Raw genomic sequence first — 17,005 nt, 5'->3', positions numbered from 1 at the left:
AGCCCCAGCTCACTCGGACCGGGCGACGTGGAAGGCCACCACCGAGGCGGAGGCCATGTCCAGCTCGACCCAGGCACCGTCGTACTCCAGCACCGTGACCGCGGACGTCGGGTAGCCGCCGGCCATCGCCGCACCCGCGTCGGCGTCACCGGCGCCGTCGTCGAGGAGCTGGGCGAGGTAGGCCACCGTGGGGTTGTGGCCGATGACGATCACGTCGGTGGCGGTCGGCGGGACCTCGCGGATCAGGTCGAGGGCGGCCTCCGGGCCAGCGGCGTAGAGGCCGGTGTCGAAGTCGGGCTCGACGTCCCACCCTGCGGCCTCCGCGACGGCCTCCCAGGTCTCGCGGGTGCGGACCGCGGTCGAGACCAGGGCGTGGTCCGGCACGAAGCCCCGCTCGGCCAACCACCGCCCGGTGGCCGTCGCGTCGTCCCGCCCGCGGGGCTCGAGAGCGCGTCCCTGGTCGGACTCCCCCCACGACTCGGACTTGGAGTGGCGCATGACCACCAGCCGTCGGGCGGGTGTCGTCTGGGCGGCGGGCGTCTCGTGCACGGGCACACTGTCCCAGCCGATAGCCTGCCTGTCATGCCCTCAGGACCCCTCATGATCATCGGCGGCGCCGAGGACAAGCTGCGCAAGCGCACGATCCTCAAGGAGTTCGTGGTCGCCAGCGGCGGCCACGACGCCCGCATCGTGGTGATCCCCACCGCCTCCTCCCTCGGTCCCGAGATCGTCGAGGTCTACGAGGCGCTCTTCACCAAGCTCGGCGCCGGGCAGGTGCGCGCAGCCCGTCCCGAGAGCCGCGACGAGGCGCACGACCCCGACCTGGTCGCCGCCATCGACGACGCGACCGGGATCTTCATGACCGGCGGCAACCAGCTCAAGCTGTCCGGGGTCGTGTGCGGCACGCCGTTCGGCGACGCGATCGTCGCGGCCCACGAGCGCGGCGCGGTCGTCGCGGGCACCTCGGCCGGCGCCAGCATCCAGTCCTCGCACATGGTCGCCTTCGGCTCGGGCGGCGCCACGCCCAAGCAGCGGATGACGCAGGTCGCCGCCGGGCTCGGCCTGGTGGGCTCGACCGTCATCGACCAGCACTTCGACCAGCGCAACCGCTACGGCCGGCTGCTGATGATCGTCGCGCAGAGCCCCCAGCTGCTGGGGATCGGCGTCGACGAGGACACCGCCGCCATCGTGGACGTCATCGACGGCCACGAGGTGCTGCGTGTCGCGGGCAAGGGGGCCGTGACCATCCTCGACCCGGCCCGGATGGTCTCCAACGCCCACGAGGCGCACCGCTCGGCACCGCTGCTGGCCAGCGGCCTGACCCTCCACGTGCTGCCGGCCGGGTCGTCGTACGACCTGACGGCGCGCGCCCTGGTGCCCCGCGAGCCGGTGATCGACGACAGCGAGGCCGAGGAGATCGCCGAGGCCGGGCGCGACCTGCGCAAGCTGGCCCGCGACATCGCCGCCGGCGACGTCTCCCCCACCAACCTGCGCCGCCGGCTGGCGCGCGCCCGCCGGGTCACCGCGACCTCCCCACCGACCACCGCCCCCGTCACCACCCCCACCCCTGCTCCGGACGGAGAGACTGCATGAGCGAGCGTCCCACGCCCGACCTGACGATCCTCGAGACCCGCGTCTACCGCGGCGCCAACGTCTGGTCGTACGACAAGTCGGTGCACCTCGTCGTCGACCTCGGCTCGTTGGAGGACTTCCCGACCAACACCCTGCCGGGCTTCACCGACGAGCTGGTGGCGATGCTGCCGGGGCTGCGCGAGCACTCCTGCTCGCGCGGTCGCCGCGGCGGCTTCCTCGAGCGGCTGCAGGAGGGGACCTGGCTGGGCCACGTCGCCGAGCACGTCGCCCTGTCGCTGCAGCAGGTCGTCGGCCACGACATCCGGCGCGGCAAGACGCGGTCGGTCAAGGGGCAGCCGGGCCGCTACAACATCATCTACGGGTACGTCGACGAGCAGGTCGGCCTCGAGGCCGGCAAGCTCGCGGTGCGGCTCGTCAACCACCTCGTCCAGGGCGACCCCGACTTCGAGTGGGAGGCCGAGCGCGACGCCTTCATCCGGCGCGCCGAGCGGACCGCGTTCGGGCCCTCCACGCAGGCGATCGTGGACGAGGCGGTCTCCCGGGACATCCCGTGGATCCGCCTCAACCAGTACTCCCTCGTCCAGCTCGGGCAGGGCGTGCACGCCAAGCGCATCCGGGCCACCATGACGTCGGAGACGTCGTCGATCGCCGTCGACATCGCCTCCGACAAGGACCTCACGACCAAGCTCCTCGGTGCGGCCGGCCTGCCGGTCCCCAAGCAGGAGTCGGTGCGCTCGGCCGACGCCGCCGTGGCCGCGGCCCGCCGGATCGGCTACCCCGTCGTGGTCAAGCCGCTGGACGGCAACCACGGGCGCGGCGTCTGCCTGGACCTGCGGTCCGAGGAGGACGTCCGCGGGGCCTTCGAGGTCGCCCGCGAGCAGTCGCGGCGCGGCACCGTCATCGTGGAGTCGTTCGTGACGGGCAAGGACTACCGCTGCCTGATCATCGACGGGCGGATGGTCGCGATCGCCGAGCGGGTGCCGGCGTCGGTCACCGGTGACGGCACCTCGACCGTCGAGCAGCTCGTCGACCTGACCAACGCCGACCCGCGTCGCGGCGTCGGCCACGAGAAGGTCCTCACCCGGATCAAGGTGGACGAGGCCGCGCTCGAGGTGCTGGCCGGCCAGGGCCACTCGCTGCAGTCCGTGCCCGCCGAGGGCGAGATGGTCAAGCTCGCGCTCACCGGCAACATGTCGACCGGTGGCATCTCGATCGACCGCACCTTCGAGGCGCACCCCGAGAACGTCGAGATCGCCGAGGAGGCCGCCCGGATGGTCGGCCTCGACATCGCGGGCATCGACTTCATCTGCCCCGACATCACCGAGCCCGTCCGCGAGGCCGGCGGTGCGATCTGCGAGGTCAACGCCGCACCGGGATTCCGGATGCACACCCACCCGACGATCGGCGAGCCCCAGTTCATCGCCAAGCCCGTCGTCGACATGCTGTTCCCGCCGGGCGCCACGTCGCGGATCCCGATCATCGCGGTGACCGGCACCAACGGGAAGACGACGACCAGCCGGATGATCAGCCACATCTTCAAGGGGATGGGCCGCAAGGTCGGCATGACCTCCACCGACGGCGTCGTCATCGACGAGCGCCTGGTGATCCGCGCCGACGCCAGCGGTCCGCGGTCGGCCCGGATGGTCCTGCAGAACCCGCGCGTGGACACGGCCGTCTTCGAGGTCGCCCGCGGCGGCATCCTGCGCGAGGGCCTCGGCTACGAGCGCAACGACGTCGCCGTGGTGCTCAACGTGCAGCCCGACCACCTCGGACTGCGCGGCATCGACACCGTCGAGCAGCTCGCCGACGTCAAGGCGGTCATCGTGGAGGCCGTCCCCCGCGACGGCCACGCGGTCCTCAACGCCGACGACCCGCTGGTGCGCGAGATGCGCCGGCGGTGCTCCGGCCAGGTCGTGTGGTTCTCCATGGACGAGCCCGGGTCCGAGGCCCGCGACATGATCGACGCGCACTGCCGCCGCGGCGGCAAGGCGCTGGTCCTCGACCCGTCAGAGCGCGGCGAGATGATCGTCGTACGCCACGGACGCCGGGAGATGCAGCTCGCCTGGACCCACCTCCTGCCTGCGACCTTCGGCGGCAAGGCGCGGATGAACGTCCAGAACGCCCTGGCCGCGGCCGCCGCGGCGTTCGCCGCCGGCGCCCCGCTCCACGACATCCGGCAGGGCCTGCGGAGCTTCTCGACCAACTACTACCTCTCCCCCGGCCGCCTCAACGAGGTCGAGGTCAACGGCGTCAACGTGATCGTCGACTACTGCCACAACGCGCCGGGCATGAAGATGCTGGGCGACTTCGTCGACCGCGTCGGTGACTCGCTGGAGTCCTCCCACGACCTGGCCCGGCCGTCGCGCATCGGCATCATCGCGACCGCCGGCGACCGGCGCGACGAGGACATGCGCGAGCTCGGGCACATCGCGGCCCAGCACTTCGACGTCTGCATCGTGCGCGAGGACGTGGCCCTGCGTGGCCGCGAGCGCGGCGAGGTCGCCGGACTGGTGCTCGAGGGCGTCCGCAACGCCATGGCCGAGGGGTCGCGGTGCAAGCAGGCCGAGGAGGTCCTCGACGAGATCTCGGCGGTCCGTCACGCGCTCAACCGCGCCAACAAGGGCGACCTGGTGGTCGTGTGCGTCGACAAGCACGCCGAGGTGATGACCGAGCTGGAGAACTGGTCCTCCCAGGCCCAGGCCGGCGCGGGCGCGTCGTCGGACACCCCGGCCGCCGACCCCGACTACACGGCGCCGACGGAGTCCTGAGTGCGGATCCTCGCGCTGAGCGACCTGCCGCACCGGCCGGTCGAGGCGCACGGGAGCCGCGGCTTCTCGGTGGGTGCCTTCGGGATCAGCGCGGACGCCCACCTCGTCGCGGTCTCCCTCGCCCCGGGTGGGGTCATCGGACGCCACCCGGCCGGCGGGCGGCAGCTGCTCGTCGTGCTGGCGGGTGAGGCCGAGGTCGCCGGCGCGGAGGGCGTCGTACGCCGACTCACCGCGGGCACCGCTGCGGTCTGGGAACCCGGCGAGGTGCACGAGACGCGCTCGCCGGGCGGGATGACCGCCATGATCGTCGAGGGCGACCTGGACATCGGGGCTCCCGGGGAGCAGGTCGACCCCGGCGACACCTGACCTGCCGACCGGGCATTTCCTGTCACCTGAGACCCGCCGACCGGGCACTTCCTGACAAGTGGGAGCTGCCGACCGGGCACTTTCGTGCGCGTGGGAGGCGCCGACCGGGCACTTCCTGTCACCTGAGACCCGCCGACCGGGCACTTTCGTGCGCGTGGGAGGCGCCGACCGGGCACTTCCTGTCACCTGAGACCCGCCGACCGGGCACTTCCTGTCACCTGGATCGCCCCGACCGGGCACTTCCTGTCACCTGAGACCCGCCGACCGGGCACTTCCTGGCACCTGAGACCCGCCGACCGGGCAGTTCCGTGCACTCCGGTACGCCGACCTCCCCCTTCCGCGCACGTGAGTACGACGTCCGGCGCACGTCTTGCCCCGCTCTCGGGATCGACGAGAACTGTTCGAAAGTCGTGTCCACATGCCGGTCGATCGGGCCATTTCCGAGGGTTCGTTGTCGGTGGTCCCTGCTTGGCTTGGGCCATGACAACGACCGCCGCACCCGCGCTGCCGGAGACCCCGGCCGCGCTGCTGCGCGCGGTGCGTGACCAGAAGAAGGCGGCCGACCGGGCCGACGTGGAGATGATGCGCCTCGGTGTCCACTGGGCCGACCTGCACCTGGCGGACCCGGAGTTCGCCGAGGCGTGCTTCACCTCGCCCAAGACGTTCGCGGGTGAGGGTTCGCCGGCGATCGACGAGTTCTGCGTCCCGGAGTTCGCGACGATGCTGGGTCGCACCAACGACTCCGCCGGCCACTTCCTGTCGCAGTGCGTCGAGCTCGCCTACCGCCTCCCGAAGCTGTGGGGTGCCGTCCAAGCCGGGCTGGTCGCGGGGTGGCGGGCCCGGCTGGTCGCCGACACGACCATCGACCTGTCTCTCGAGGCGGCGACGTACGTCGACGGGCAGGTCTTCTGGTGCGCGTCGCGGCTGACGCCCGCTCAGCTGGGGCGGGTGGTGGACGAGGCGAAGGTGCGGTTCATGCCCGATCAGGTGGCTGATGCCCTGGAGAAGAGTGCGGACAAGCGGCACGTCACCTTCGACACCGCGGTTCATGCCCGATCAGGTGGCTGATGCCCTGGAGAAGAGTGCGGACAAGCGGCACGTCACCTTCGACACCCAGCAGGCCTCCTACGACGGGACCATGGGACTCGAGGCCAGCCTGGAGATCCCCGACGCCCTCGCCCTCGCTGCCGCAGTGAAGTCCGGTGCCGAGCACCTCGCCCGCCTCGGGTCCACCGACACTGCGGACGGCCGCCGTGCGACCGCCCTGGGTGACCTCGCGCGTCACCAGCTCACCATCGGCTTCGACCAGGACACCCCGGTGAGCGAGGCGCCAGCGCAGCGAGTCTCGACACCCGTCACCCAGATCGTGCTCCACGCCCACCTGTCCGCCGACGCGATCACCCACCACGACGTGCCGAACGGCCAGGAGCTGGTCGGGCGGATCGAGCAGGGCGGCCAGCGGGTGTTGTCGGTGGAGCAGATCCGGGCCTGGTGCGGACGCCCCGACGTCACCGTGGTCGTCAAGCCGGTCATCGACCTGCGTGAACGGCTCGAGTGCCGCGGATATGAGCCGACCGAGAAGATCCGCGAGCACGTGATCGTCCGCGACGGGACGTGCGTGTTCCCGTGGTGCGGACGCAACGCCCGGCACGGCGATCTCGACCACATCGTCCCCTACGACCACGACCATCCCGAGCTCGGCGGCTCGACCAGCCTCGACAACCTCGCTGCCCTGTGCCGTAGGCACCACCGGCTCAAGACCCACGGCCGGTGGCGCTACAAGATGACCGACCCCGGCGTCTTCACCTGGACCAGCCCGCTCGGGTACAACTACCTGCGCGACCACACCGGCAGCCGGCCGGTTGGCCGCGCCCGGCCCGACCCCGGTGCCGACGCCCGCTCCGTCCAGCCGACCTCGCACCCGCCGGACTCCTGACCACCACGCCCCACACCCCGCCCGAGCAACACCCGGCGGGGGCCTCGGCGCGTCCAGCGCCCACCCCCGCGGAGATCGGCGCAGCCCGCCGACGCGACACGCAGGCCACCACCGTCTAGCGTTCGGCGTGCGAGCAGCCCCGCCCCTGGAGGACCGATGAACACCGCGACCACGCCCACCTGGCGCAACTGGGCACGCACCGAGTCGGCCGCCCCCACCCGGGTGACCTCGCCCGCCGACAGCGCCGCCGTGGTCCGCGAGGTGCTCGCCGCCCGCGAGCGTCGTGGCCGGGTCAAGATGGTCGGCAGCGGCCACAGCTTCACCGGCATCGCCGTGGCCGAGGACACCCACCTGCGCCCCGACGGGCTCACCGGCGTCTTCTCGGTCGACCGCGAGGCGATGACCGTGACCGTCGCCGCCGGCACGCCCCTCCACGAGCTCAACGCCCGTCTCGCCGGCCTGGGCCTGTCGCTGCACAACATGGGCGACATCGACGCCCAGACCGTCGCGGGCGCGACGTCCACCGGCACGCACGGGACCGGCGGCGTGGTGGCCTCGCTGGCCGCCCAGATCGAGGGCTTCGAGATGGTGACGGGCACCGGCGAGGTGCTGCGGGCCAGCAGCACGGAGAACCCCGACGTGTTCGCCGCCGGCAGGGTGGGGCTCGGCGCCCTCGGCGTGCTCACCTCCATCACCTTCCGGGTCGAGCCCCTGTTCGCCCTCGAGGCCCACGAGCGGCCGATGTCGTGGGACGAGGCGCTGTCGTCGTACGACGAGATGGTCGCGACGCACCACCACGTGGACATGTACTGGTTCCCCCACACCGACCGGATGATGACCAAGACCAACGACCGCCTCGCCGACCTCGGAGACGCCGAGCCGCTCCCTCGCTGGCGGGGCTGGCTGGACGACGAGCTGCTCTCCAACACCGTCTTCGGAGCCCTCACCGCCGCCGCGAACCAGGCGCCGCGGGTGATCCCGCGCCTCAACCGCTTCAGCGCCGTGGCCCTGTCCGAACGCCGCTACTCCGACGTCGCCCACCGCGTCTTCACGACCCCGCGCACGGTCCGCTTCAAGGAGATGGAGTACGCCGTCCCCCGCGAGGTGGGCCTCGACGTCCTGCGGGAGGTACGCCGCGAGGTCGACGCCTCGGAGTGGCGGGTGAGCTTCCCGGTGGAGATCAGGACCGCGCCCGCCGACGACATCACGCTCTCCACGGCCTCGGCCCGCGACTCGCTCTACCTGGCCTTCCACGTGCACGCCGGCGCCGACCACCGCGCCTACTTCTCCGGCGTCGAGCAGGTGCTGCGCGCGGCCGGCGGGCGACCCCACTGGGGCAAGATGCACACGCTCGCCGCCTCCGACCTGGCGTCCGTCTACCCGCGGTGGGACGAGTTCGCCGCGCTGCGGGACCGGCTCGACCCGGACCGCGTCCTCACCAACGACCACCTCGAGCGAGTCCTCCGCTGACTCACACGTTGGCCGGCCCGTGCGGCAGCGGGGCCCGCCAGTCGAGGACCATGGCCAGCAACCGCAGCACCAGGCAGACGCCCGACGCGGCGAGCACGACCAGGCCCAGCGAGAGCGACACCCGGTCCAGGAGCACGGCCACGGTCGCCCCGACGAGGGCCGGCGTGGCGTACAGGGTGCCGTTGAAGACGACCGGGGGCCGGTTCGCGAGCAGGTCCCGCACCATCCCGCCGCCGATGCCGGTGACCATCCCCATCAGGGCCGCCGGGACCGGGCCGAGGCCGAACTCGACGGCCTTGAGCGCCCCGGTGACGCAGAACAGCGACAGGCCGAACGCGTCGAAGACGTCGACGACCCGCTCGAGCCGTCCCACGGCGGGGTGGAAGGCGAAGGTGAGCAGGCCGGCCAGCAGCGGCACAACCAGGTAGCGCCAGTCCGCCAGCGCCGCGGGCGGCGTCGCGTCGATGAGGACGTCGCGCAGGAACCCGCCGCCCAGCCCCGTCGTACCGGCCATCACGAGGGCGCCGAAGAGGTCGAAGCCCCGTCGCACCGCCACCAGGGCGCCGGAGATCGCGAAGACGAAGATGCCCACCAGGTCGACGGCCACGAGGATGTCGGGCGGGTCGCTGACGGGCACGGCTGCAGGCTATCGACAGCGCGACGGGAGGTATCCGGTGGGCGCGCCGCCCGGCTGGCCGTACGGCGCGCCCTGCTGGCGTAGGCTCGGGCGGACCGGACAAACCCACCGCTTCAAGGAGTCCAGCACCGATGGCCCACCTCACGCTCGCGGGACTGAGCGAGGACGGCAAGCGGCTGCTCCTGGTGGGCGACAACGGCGACGAGCACACCCTCGACGTCGACACCGCTCTTCGCGCCGCGCTCCGCGGCGAGCACGCCCGCCTCGGCCAGTTGGAGATCACCATGGACTCAGCCCTTCGCCCCCGCGACATCCAGGCCCGCATCCGGGCCGGCGAGTCCGCCGAGGCCGTGGCCGAGGCTGCCCAGACCACGCTCGAGAAGATCATGCCGTTCGCCGCGCCGGTGCTGGCCGAGCGGGCGCACGTGGCGCAGCGCGCCCAGCTCTCGTCCGTACGACGCCGCTCCGGCGAGACCGGGGCGCGCACCCTCGGCGAGGCGGTGGCCGCCCAGCTGCGCGCGGTCAACGTCGACCCCTCCGCGGTGGAGTGGGACGCCTGGCGCCGCGAGGACGGCCGCTGGACCCTGATCGGTGAGTTCACCGCCCCCAAGCGCACCGGCACGGCCACCTTCGCCTTCGACGTCCGCGGCAACTTCGTGACCCTCGAGGACGACCACGCGCGCTGGCTGGTCGGCGAGCAGCCCACCACGCCTGCCCCGGCCGCGTCCGAACCCACGGCCGACCCCACCACCGGGCCGAGCCGCGACGACCTGCGCCAGGCGCGCCAGCGCCGGCTCTCCTCGGTGCCCGCCGACGAGCTCCCCCTCGGCGAGGACGCGATGGAGCTCGTCGCCGACGACGACGCCCCGTCCGCCGCGGAGACCACGATGGACCTCTCCGACGCGGGTCTCGGCGCCGAGCAGCCGCTGGAGGCGTTCCTCGACGAGCCCGTCCTCGACCCGGCCGCGCCCGCCGCCCCGGCGGAGGGGACGGACACCGCGGGGTCCGACACGTCCGGGGACGTCGACACGGCCGGCAGCGCCGAGCAGCCCGAGCAGCCCGAGCAGCCCGCCGCCGAGGAGGAGCGCCCCGCCCGGCGCCCCGCCCGCAAGGGCCGCGGCCGCGCCTCGGTGCCGAGCTGGGACGAGATCATGTTCGGCGGGGGCAAGTCCGACTGACCGAGTAGTCTCCGCTGGCATGTCGTACTTCGTGACCGGCGCCACAGGGTTCATCGGACGCCACCTCGTCGAGGAGCTCCTCGAGCATCGCGAGGGCGATGTCTTCGTCCTGGTCCGCGAGGGGTCACGTGCGCGGATCGAAGCCCTCATGCGGCACTGGGACAGTCCTCGCGTGGTGCCCGTCACCGGGGACCTCTCCCAGCCGGACCTGGGCGTCGACCCCGGGTGGGTGCGCGAGCACGCCGGCCAGGTCGACCACGTCTTCCACCTCGCCGCGATCTACGACATGACCGCGGACGACGCGACCAACGACGCGATGAACGTCGACGGCACCCGGCACGCGCTCGCCCTGGCCGAGGCGCTCGACGCGGGCTGCTTCCACCAGGTCTCCAGCGTCGCGGCCGCCGGCGACTTCCGCGGGGTCTTCGACGAGACGATGTTCGCCGAGGGCCAGCACCTGCCCTCGCCGTACCACCGCACCAAGCACGAGTCCGAGCGGATCGTGCGCGAGGAGGCCACGGTCCCCTGGCGGGTCTACCGGCCAGCCATCGTGGTCGGGCACTCCCAGACGGGGGCGATGGACAAGATCGACGGCCCCTACTACTTCTTCCCCCTGCTCAAGCTGCTGCGCGACGCCCTGCCTGCCTGGCTGCCCCTGGTGGGCGTCGACCTCGGCGACACCAACGTCGTCCCCGTCGACTACGTCGCGTCGGCGATGGACCACCTCGCGCACCTCCCCGGCCGCGACGGCGAGGCGTTCCACCTCGTCAACCCCGAGCCCCAGCCGGTCGTGGACGTCATCAACCTCATCTGTGCGGCCGCCGGTGCTCCGCGGTTCGCGACCCCGATCGACCGCCGCGTCACCTCGGCGGGGCTGCTCGGCCTGGTCCCCCGTGCCCTGCGCCCCTCGACCCTGGTCGGGGCCGCCGTCCGCTCGGCCCCGGGACGGTTGCTGCTCGACCAGACGCTGGGGCGCGCGGGCATCCCGGCGGAGGTGCTCGGCCACACCAGCTTCACCGCGGTCTTCGACTCCCGGCGTACCGAGAAGGCGCTGGCAGGCTCCGGCATCGCGGTGCCGGACCTGGAGTCCTACGCCCGCACCTTGTGGACCTACTGGGAGGACCACCTCGACCAGACCACGGGACGCGACCGTGCGACCCGGGCCGCGCTGCAGGACAAGCACGTCGTCATCACGGGCGCCTCGTCCGGCATCGGCCAGGTCACCGCCCTCAAGGTCGCGCAGGCCGGCGGCATCCCCGTGCTCGTCGCCCGCGGCAAGGACAAGCTCGAGGAGACCCGGGCGATGATCGAGATGCGCGGCGGCCGGGCCCACGTCTACACCTGCGACCTCTCCGACCTCGAGGCCATCGACCGGCTCTGCGAGCAGCTGGGCGCCGACCTGCCCTCGATCGACTTCGTCGTCAACAACGCCGGCCGGTCGATCCGCCGGTCGGTGCGGCTCTCGCACGACCGCTTCCACGACTTCGAGCGCACCATGCAGCTCAACTACTTCGGCGCCGTGCGGCTCGTGATGGGGCTGATGCCGGTGATGCAGCGGCAGAAGTCCGGTCACGTCGTCAACGTCAGCTCGATCGGCGTGCAGACCAACCCGCCACGGTTCTCGGCGTACGTCGCGTCCAAGGCCGCGCTCGACTCGTGGTCCAACGTGGTGGCCAGCGAGGTCGTGGGCAACGGGATCACCTTCACCAACATCCACATGCCGCTGGTGCGGACGCCGATGATCGCCCCCACCAAGCTCTACGACAAGTTCCCCACCATCAGCCCCGCCCAGGCCGCCGACGTCCTCGTCCGGGCGATGGTGGAGCGACCACACGAGATCAACACGGCGCTCGGCAACGTCGGGGCCGTCGCGCACACGGTGGCGCCGAAGGCGACCTTCCGGCTGCTCAACATGGCCTACCACGTGTTCCCGGACTCTGCGGCGGCGAAGGGCGAGGTCCCCGAAGCCGGCAGCCGGGAGTCCGAGCAGATCATGCTGGCGAAGGTGTTCAAGGGCGTCCACTGGTAGACATCCGCTGTGCAGATCACCCGCCTGGCCGTCCATCCCGTCAAGAGCACCGCGATCCGTCCGGTGCCCCACGCAGAGGTGCTGCCGCGCGGGCTCGTCGACGACCGCTCCTGGGTCGTGGTGGACGACGGCGGGGTGATCGTCACGGCGCGCGAGCAGCACGGGCTGTTCTCCCTCACCGCGGACACCCCGCGCACCGATCCCCGGCTCGACCGGGCACTGCGACTCAGGGCACCGGGGCTGCTGCCCGACCTGGCGCTGGACCTGCCCGAGGGCGACCTCGTCAGGGTGAGGCTGTTCTCCCAGGAGCTGCAGGGCGTCCCGGCCGGGGACGTGGCCGACGCGTGGGTCCGCGAGGCGCTGGGCCGCGACGACGTGCGGCTGGTCTGGTGCGACGAGCCGGCCCGCCGCCGACTCAACCCGGCGTTCTCCCGCCCCGGTGACCACACGGCGTACGCCGACGGCTATCCGGTCACGCTGGCCAGCGAGGCGTCGCTGCGGCGGTTGAACGACTGGATCACCGAGGAGGCACTCGCGCGGGGCGAGGAACCGGCCGACCCGCTGCCGATGGAGCGCTTCCGGCCCAACCTCGTCATCGACGGGGACGAGGCGTTCGCCGAGGACCGCTGGACGGGCGTCAGCGTGGGGGACGTGCGCTTCCGCGTGGCCAAGCCGACCGACCGGTGCGTGATGACGACCCTCGACCTCGACTCGCTGGCCACCGGCAAGGAGCCGATCCGCACCCTCGCGCGGCACCGGCTCGTCGACCACAAGACGCTCTTCGCCATCAGCCTGATCCCGGAGACGACCGGGACCATCGCCGTGGGCGACCCGGTCACCGTCCGGACGTGACGGACGGGGGTGGCCACCGGCCACCCCCGTCCCGGGTCACTGCTGGGCCGCGGTCAGCGGATCCTGCCGACCTTGACCTTGACGGTCTTGGTGGTGGAGCCCGCCGTGGCCGTGATCTTCACCGAGATCTTCGTGCCCTTGAGGGCGCGGGTGACCTTGAGCTGGGGCCTGGTCGCCTTCTTGATCTTCTTGCTGCCTGCGAACCACTGGATCTTGTAGGACACCGTCGAGCGCGCGACGAGGGCCTTGTAGTTCTTCAGCTTCAGGGTCGAGCCGACCGTGAGGGCGCCCTTGACGTCGATCGACGACGGGAACGAGATGGACGGCGCGGGAGCCGGCGCAGGCACCGGTGCCGGAGCGGGCGCGGGGGCGGGAGCGGGAGCCGGGGCCGGGGCGGGAGCACCCGCCGGCGCGATCGCGCCCGTGGTCGCGTTGGCGTAGTCGTACTCGTCCTCCGAGCCGTAGACCTGGACGAGGACGGTCATGACCTGACCGGCGTCGGCCGCGGTCAGCTGGTAGGACGTCCCGCTGACCTCGGTGTAGGTGTCACCGCGGAACCAGTAGACCTCGGTGCGCTGCGGCGCGGGCGTCCAGGAGCCGGTCGTGACCGTCAGCGTGTTGCCGACCTGCTGGGTCCCGCTGATGAAGGGGGCGCCGTCGAGCGTGAACGGGACCGGGTCGAACTCGCCCGGGACGAGCTGGGCGTCGACGTGCGTCGTGTCCGAGCCGTCCTCGGAGATGACGATGTCGTCGCCCTGGTCGAGGAAGTGGACGTTGTTGAACGCCTCGCCGAGGTAGCCGCCCTCGGGCGTCTCGTAGCCGAAGGACACCCGGTAGGTGCCCCGGGGCAGGGCACGCAGGAGATAGGTGCCGTCGGCGGCGGTGGTGGTCTCGTCGACGTAGCCCCACCGCCCGCCCGCGTACTCGTAGACGTACACGCCGGCACCCGACAGGGCCTGGCCCTCGGCTCCCGTGACCTTCCCGCTGATCGTCGACTCGGGCGCCAGCACGGCGTCGATGCCCGAGACGGTCCCACCGTCCGGCACGACGATGTCGTCGGCCGTGTAGGCCGTGGGCTGGTCGTCGTAGAACTCCGCGGCCCACGGGTTCGGGTTCAGCCGGTCGCCGAACTCGACCCGGTAGGTGCCGGCGGGCAGCCCGGTGATCGAGTAGTGGCCGGCGCCGTCCATCTCGCCGAAGGCGACGGTCTCCCAGTACGAGTCGTCGTCTCCGTTGGGGACCTCCTGCAGGGCGGCCACGTCGATGACGTCGGAGAGGTCCGGTCCGCCCGGCGCGGTCACGGTGCCGGCGATGGTGCCGGAGCCCACGGCGGCCTGGGCCAGCGGTGCAATGGCGAGGATGCCGCCGACCAGGGCAGTGGCGATCAGCGCGCCGGCAGGCCGGCGCAGTCGAGAAGTCATGAAGTGCTCCGAAGAAGGATGCCCGGGCCGCGAGTCGGCGGGTCACAGCGGGGAACCTAGGAGCGCCGGCGGGCTCGGCGTGGCGACTTCGGAGAAGCTTGTCCAGACCAGTCCGAACGGTCTAGTCCAGCGCCCACCCCTGGGGCGGGGCTTCACGGTCTTCGCCGGACACGGCGGGTCTCCGTGTGGGCGTGGACGGACCTTCAGCCGCGCTCGACCGGCCGCTGCGGGTCCGCGACCCACCCGCTCCAGCTCGCCGCGTAGAGCGCGGCCGGGATCCCGCAAACCTCCAGGGCCAGGATGTCGTGGGTCGCCGTCACCCCCGACCCGCAGTACGCCGCCACGTCCGTGCCGGCGGTCACACCCACCCCGGCGTAGAGCGCGCGCAGCTCCCCTGCGGCCCGGAAGCGGCCGTGGTTGTCGAGGTTGCGGCCGGTGTCGACGCTGACGGCACCCGGGATGCGTCCGGCGACCGGGTCCACCGGCTCCACCTCGCCGCGGTAGCGCTCCGGGGCGCGGGCGTCGACGAGCACCGGTACGTCGAGCACGTCGTCCGCGGCCACCACCGGCATCGCGCCCGGGCTCCCGTGGAACGTCCCACGCCGCGGCTCGTGCCGCCCGGCCTCCGACTCTCCCCCGGCGGCCAGCCACGCGGCCCAGCCGCCGTCGAGGACCCGGACGTCGCGGTGCCCGTGGTGGCGCAGCAGCCACCACGCGCGTGCGGCGGCGCGGCCCTGCCAGTCGTCGTACACGACCACCGACGCGTCCAGGTCGACCCCGGCCCGTTGCATCGCGTCGATGAAGCGCTCGCTGCTCGGCAGCGGGTGCCGGCCGCGCTCGTCGACCGGGTCGGCCGGTGGGTCGGAGAGCTCGACCTCGAGATCGACGTACGCCGCCGAGGGGACGTGACCGGCGAGGTACTCGTCGAGACCAGGCGGCCCGCCCATCCGGTAGCGGACGTCGAGGACGGTCACGCCGGCGAGCCCGTGGCGGAGCTCGTCGGCCGAGATCAGCGGAGTGTCGGCCATGACACCCATCCTGCACTCCTGCGGTCCGCCGCGGCTGTGACAAGATCGCTCCTCGTGGCTGAACTGCACTTCTTCACCGGCACCATGGACTCCGGCAAGTCGACCCTGGCGCTCCAGACCAACCACAACCACGCCGCGCGTGGGCGGGTGGGCAGGATCTTCACCTCCCACGACCGCGCCGGGGAGGCAGTGCTGTCCAGCAGGCTGGGACTGACCCACGACGCGCTCGAGGTGCCGATCGACTTCGACTTCTGGCAGTACGTCGTCAGCACCCTCACCGCGGGCGGGCGCATCGACTACCTCATCTGCGACGAGGCGCAGTTCTACACGACCGCCCAGATCGACCAGCTGGCCAAGGTCGTCGACGAGCTGCAGATCGACGTGTTCGCCTTCGGCATCCTCACCGACTTCCGCTCGTCGCTGTTCCCCGGCTCCGCGCGCCTCGTGGAGCTCGCGGACCGGATGAACGTCCTCCAGGTCGAGGCGCTGTGCTGGTGCGGCAAGCGCGCCACCCACAACGCGCGCACCGAGAACGGCGTGATGGTGGTCGAGGGCGAGGTCGTGGTGGTGGGCGACGTCGAGACGGTGGACGAGCCGCCGGCCGAGGTCGCCTACGAGGTCCTGTGCCGCCAGCACCACCGCCGCCGGCTCACCGCCGCCCGCGCCAAGGCGGTCAGCCTGGCCCCCGAGCCGTTGCCCTTCGGCTAGCCCCGGCGACGCGCGCGGGCCGACGCCCAGCGCACCGGTCGGGTCAGCCGCCACGAGCGCGAGCCCTCGACCTCGGCGAGCCGCTGCTCGAGCGCCGCCACGCGGTGCTCGGCCGCCTTCCGCGCGGCCCGCTCGCGCCGCAGGGGAGGCCCGGGCCCGCCGGGTGGGCCGGCGGGCGGACCCGACGGGGTCGCTGCGGCCGTCGGCGCACGCCGCTCGTAGACGTCGATGGTGGTCCCGAAGAACTCCACGTCCGGCTTGGACATCAGGTCCGGGACGACCTCGCGCAGGAACGCGGCGTACGACGCGGCGTCGTCGCGGGAGCCGGCCAGGTAGAGCTTGTTGGGCGACAGCGCGAAGGGCACCAGTCCGGGACGGTCCAGCAGGTAGGCCGCCATCCCGGTGAAGACGCCCAGCCAGTGCCCGTTGAGCACGTCGTCGAGCACGACGACGCCTCCCTCGACCAGGCACGCCTCGGCCAGCTCGAGGTCGTGGCGGGTGATCTCCGCGGTGTGGCCGCCGTCGACGGAGAACATCCGCGTGCGGCCGAAGACGTCGAAGGCGTCCGCCGTGGACACCTCCAGGCTCGAGCGCGACACCACCGTGACGTCCGCGTCCGGTGCCCACCGGCGCAGGTGGTCCTCGAAGACGCGGCGGTCCCCCCGGCCGGAGCCGTCCTGGTTGAGGTCCTGGCGCTCGAAGACGTCGAGCGCGACGCCGAGCTCCCCCGGCGCCAGGCCGTTGGCCAGCAGCAGGAAGGAACGCCCGTGGTGCACCCCGATCTCGGCGACACCACCCCGGACGCCGTCCGCGACCTGCCGGGCCAACAGCTTCGCCATGACCTCGGCCGACTCGGGCTCGAACCACCCGCGGACCGCGGGCAGTCCCTCCCGGCGGTAGTGCTCCAAGCGTGCTCGCACGCGTGCGGCGTCGTCGTCCACGGCTCCCCCTGGTCGGTCTGCGGTGCCGGTGGCGAGCGTAGTCCGCTCCGTCGCCGCTGCGCGGTCCGGTCCGGGCGT

15 protein-coding genes are annotated in these 17,005 nt (G+C 72.5%); 10 read left to right on the top strand and 5 right to left on the bottom strand.

Features of this window, described 5'->3' with window-relative positions; translation table 11 throughout:
- Positions 1-9: 9 nt before the first annotated feature.
- The gene (locus ASG94_RS16890) at positions 10-549 is read right to left on the bottom strand and encodes a SixA phosphatase family protein (protein WP_235537304.1); all 540 of its coding nucleotides are present in this window, start codon (positions 547-549) and stop codon (positions 10-12) included.
- 33 nt (positions 550-582) lie between these two features.
- Between ASG94_RS16890 and ASG94_RS16885 the strand changes: the two genes are divergently transcribed.
- The 6 genes from ASG94_RS16885 (at position 583) to ASG94_RS16860 (ending at position 8,133) form a co-directional block, all read left to right on the top strand.
- The gene (locus tag ASG94_RS16885) at positions 583-1,593 is read left to right on the top strand and encodes a cyanophycinase (protein WP_082624274.1); all 1,011 of its coding nucleotides are present in this window, start codon (positions 583-585) and stop codon (positions 1,591-1,593) included.
- Positions 1,590-4,361 carry a cyanophycin synthetase gene (cphA, locus tag ASG94_RS16880; RefSeq protein ID WP_056927628.1) on the top strand — a complete coding sequence of 924 codons (2,772 nt, stop codon included), beginning with the start codon at positions 1,590-1,592 and terminating at the stop codon, positions 4,359-4,361. The genes ASG94_RS16885 and cphA overlap by 4 nt, the downstream gene beginning before the upstream one ends.
- Positions 4,362-4,727 (top strand): cupin domain-containing protein, encoded by a 366-nt coding sequence (locus tag ASG94_RS16875; protein WP_056927627.1) that lies wholly within the window; start codon positions 4,362-4,364, stop codon positions 4,725-4,727.
- 480 nt (positions 4,728-5,207) lie between these two features.
- Positions 5,208-5,795, top strand: coding sequence for a hypothetical protein (locus ASG94_RS16870; RefSeq protein WP_056927626.1), 588 nt, complete (start codon positions 5,208-5,210; stop codon positions 5,793-5,795).
- The gene (locus tag ASG94_RS16865; RefSeq protein WP_162260829.1) at positions 5,776-6,663 is read left to right on the top strand and encodes an HNH endonuclease; all 888 of its coding nucleotides are present in this window, start codon (positions 5,776-5,778) and stop codon (positions 6,661-6,663) included. The genes ASG94_RS16870 and ASG94_RS16865 overlap by 20 nt, the downstream gene beginning before the upstream one ends.
- A 156-nt stretch (positions 6,664-6,819) precedes the next feature.
- The gene (locus ASG94_RS16860) at positions 6,820-8,133 is read left to right on the top strand and encodes a D-arabinono-1,4-lactone oxidase (RefSeq protein ID WP_056927624.1); all 1,314 of its coding nucleotides are present in this window, start codon (positions 6,820-6,822) and stop codon (positions 8,131-8,133) included.
- A gap of 1 nt (position 8,134) precedes the next feature.
- On the opposite strand, the gene ASG94_RS16855 is transcribed toward ASG94_RS16860, so the two are convergent.
- Complete coding sequence (locus ASG94_RS16855; protein ID WP_056927623.1) at positions 8,135-8,770, bottom strand: trimeric intracellular cation channel family protein; 636 nt, start codon at positions 8,768-8,770, stop codon at positions 8,135-8,137.
- 131 nt (positions 8,771-8,901) lie between these two features.
- Here ASG94_RS16855 and sepH point away from each other — a divergent pair, with 131 nt between their 5' ends.
- From sepH to ASG94_RS16840, 3 genes are read left to right on the top strand one after another with little or no spacing between them, the layout of a single operon-like run.
- Positions 8,902-9,948 (top strand): septation protein SepH, encoded by a 1,047-nt coding sequence (sepH, locus tag ASG94_RS16850; protein ID WP_056927622.1) that lies wholly within the window; start codon positions 8,902-8,904, stop codon positions 9,946-9,948.
- 19 nt (positions 9,949-9,967) lie between these two features.
- On the top strand, positions 9,968-11,977 hold the full coding sequence (locus tag ASG94_RS16845; protein ID WP_056927621.1) for an SDR family oxidoreductase: 2,010 nt from the start codon (positions 9,968-9,970) through the stop codon (positions 11,975-11,977).
- Between the two features lie 9 nt (positions 11,978-11,986).
- Positions 11,987-12,829: an MOSC domain-containing protein gene (locus ASG94_RS16840; protein ID WP_056927620.1), complete on the top strand. Its 843-nt coding sequence runs from the start codon at positions 11,987-11,989 to the stop codon at positions 12,827-12,829.
- Positions 12,830-12,882: 53 nt separating this feature from the next.
- Here the strand turns inward: ASG94_RS16840 and ASG94_RS16835 are convergent, their stop codons facing one another.
- Positions 12,883-14,250: a carboxypeptidase-like regulatory domain-containing protein gene (locus ASG94_RS16835; RefSeq protein WP_056927619.1), complete on the bottom strand. Its 1,368-nt coding sequence runs from the start codon at positions 14,248-14,250 to the stop codon at positions 12,883-12,885.
- 203 nt (positions 14,251-14,453) lie between these two features.
- Positions 14,454-15,278, bottom strand: coding sequence for a sulfurtransferase (locus ASG94_RS16830; protein WP_156411646.1), 825 nt, complete (start codon positions 15,276-15,278; stop codon positions 14,454-14,456).
- Between the two features lie 54 nt (positions 15,279-15,332).
- Between ASG94_RS16830 and ASG94_RS16825 the strand changes: the two genes are divergently transcribed.
- Positions 15,333-15,986, top strand: coding sequence for a thymidine kinase (locus ASG94_RS16825; RefSeq protein WP_056927617.1), 654 nt, complete (start codon positions 15,333-15,335; stop codon positions 15,984-15,986).
- Here ASG94_RS16825 and ASG94_RS16820 read toward each other — a convergent pair.
- Positions 15,983-16,927, bottom strand: a complete 945-nt coding sequence (locus tag ASG94_RS16820) for a class I SAM-dependent methyltransferase (protein WP_056927616.1) — start codon at positions 16,925-16,927, stop codon at positions 15,983-15,985. The two genes, ASG94_RS16825 and ASG94_RS16820, sit on opposite strands and share 4 nt — an antisense overlap.
- Positions 16,928-17,005: the final 78 nt, after the last annotated feature.

The sequence above is a fragment of the Nocardioides sp. Soil805 genome, assembly GCF_001429625.1.
Classification (GTDB): domain Bacteria; phylum Actinomycetota; class Actinomycetes; order Propionibacteriales; family Nocardioidaceae; genus Nocardioides.
The sequence above is the reverse complement of the archived record's forward strand: the minus strand, read 5'-3'. Positions and strand labels throughout refer to the sequence as shown.

What these genes read in the sequence shown, in the direction of transcription:
- ASG94_RS16885 (WP_082624274.1), top strand. Translation starts at nt 583, where the DNA reads ATGCCCTCAGGACCCCTCATGATCATCGGCGGCGCCGAGGACAAGCTG.
- cphA (WP_056927628.1), top strand. Translation starts at nt 1,590, where the DNA reads ATGAGCGAGCGTCCCACGCCCGACCTGACGATCCTCGAGACCCGCGTC.
- ASG94_RS16870 (WP_056927626.1), top strand. Translation starts at nt 5,208, where the DNA reads ATGACAACGACCGCCGCACCCGCGCTGCCGGAGACCCCGGCCGCGCTG.
- ASG94_RS16865 (WP_162260829.1), top strand. Translation starts at nt 5,776, where the DNA reads ATGCCCGATCAGGTGGCTGATGCCCTGGAGAAGAGTGCGGACAAGCGG.
- ASG94_RS16860 (WP_056927624.1), top strand. Translation starts at nt 6,820, where the DNA reads ATGAACACCGCGACCACGCCCACCTGGCGCAACTGGGCACGCACCGAG.
- sepH (WP_056927622.1), top strand. Translation starts at nt 8,902, where the DNA reads ATGGCCCACCTCACGCTCGCGGGACTGAGCGAGGACGGCAAGCGGCTG.
- ASG94_RS16845 (WP_056927621.1), top strand. Translation starts at nt 9,968, where the DNA reads ATGTCGTACTTCGTGACCGGCGCCACAGGGTTCATCGGACGCCACCTC.
- ASG94_RS16835 (WP_056927619.1), bottom strand. Translation starts at nt 14,250, where the DNA reads ATGACTTCTCGACTGCGCCGGCCTGCCGGCGCGCTGATCGCCACTGCC.
- ASG94_RS16830 (WP_156411646.1), bottom strand. Translation starts at nt 15,278, where the DNA reads ATGGCCGACACTCCGCTGATCTCGGCCGACGAGCTCCGCCACGGGCTC.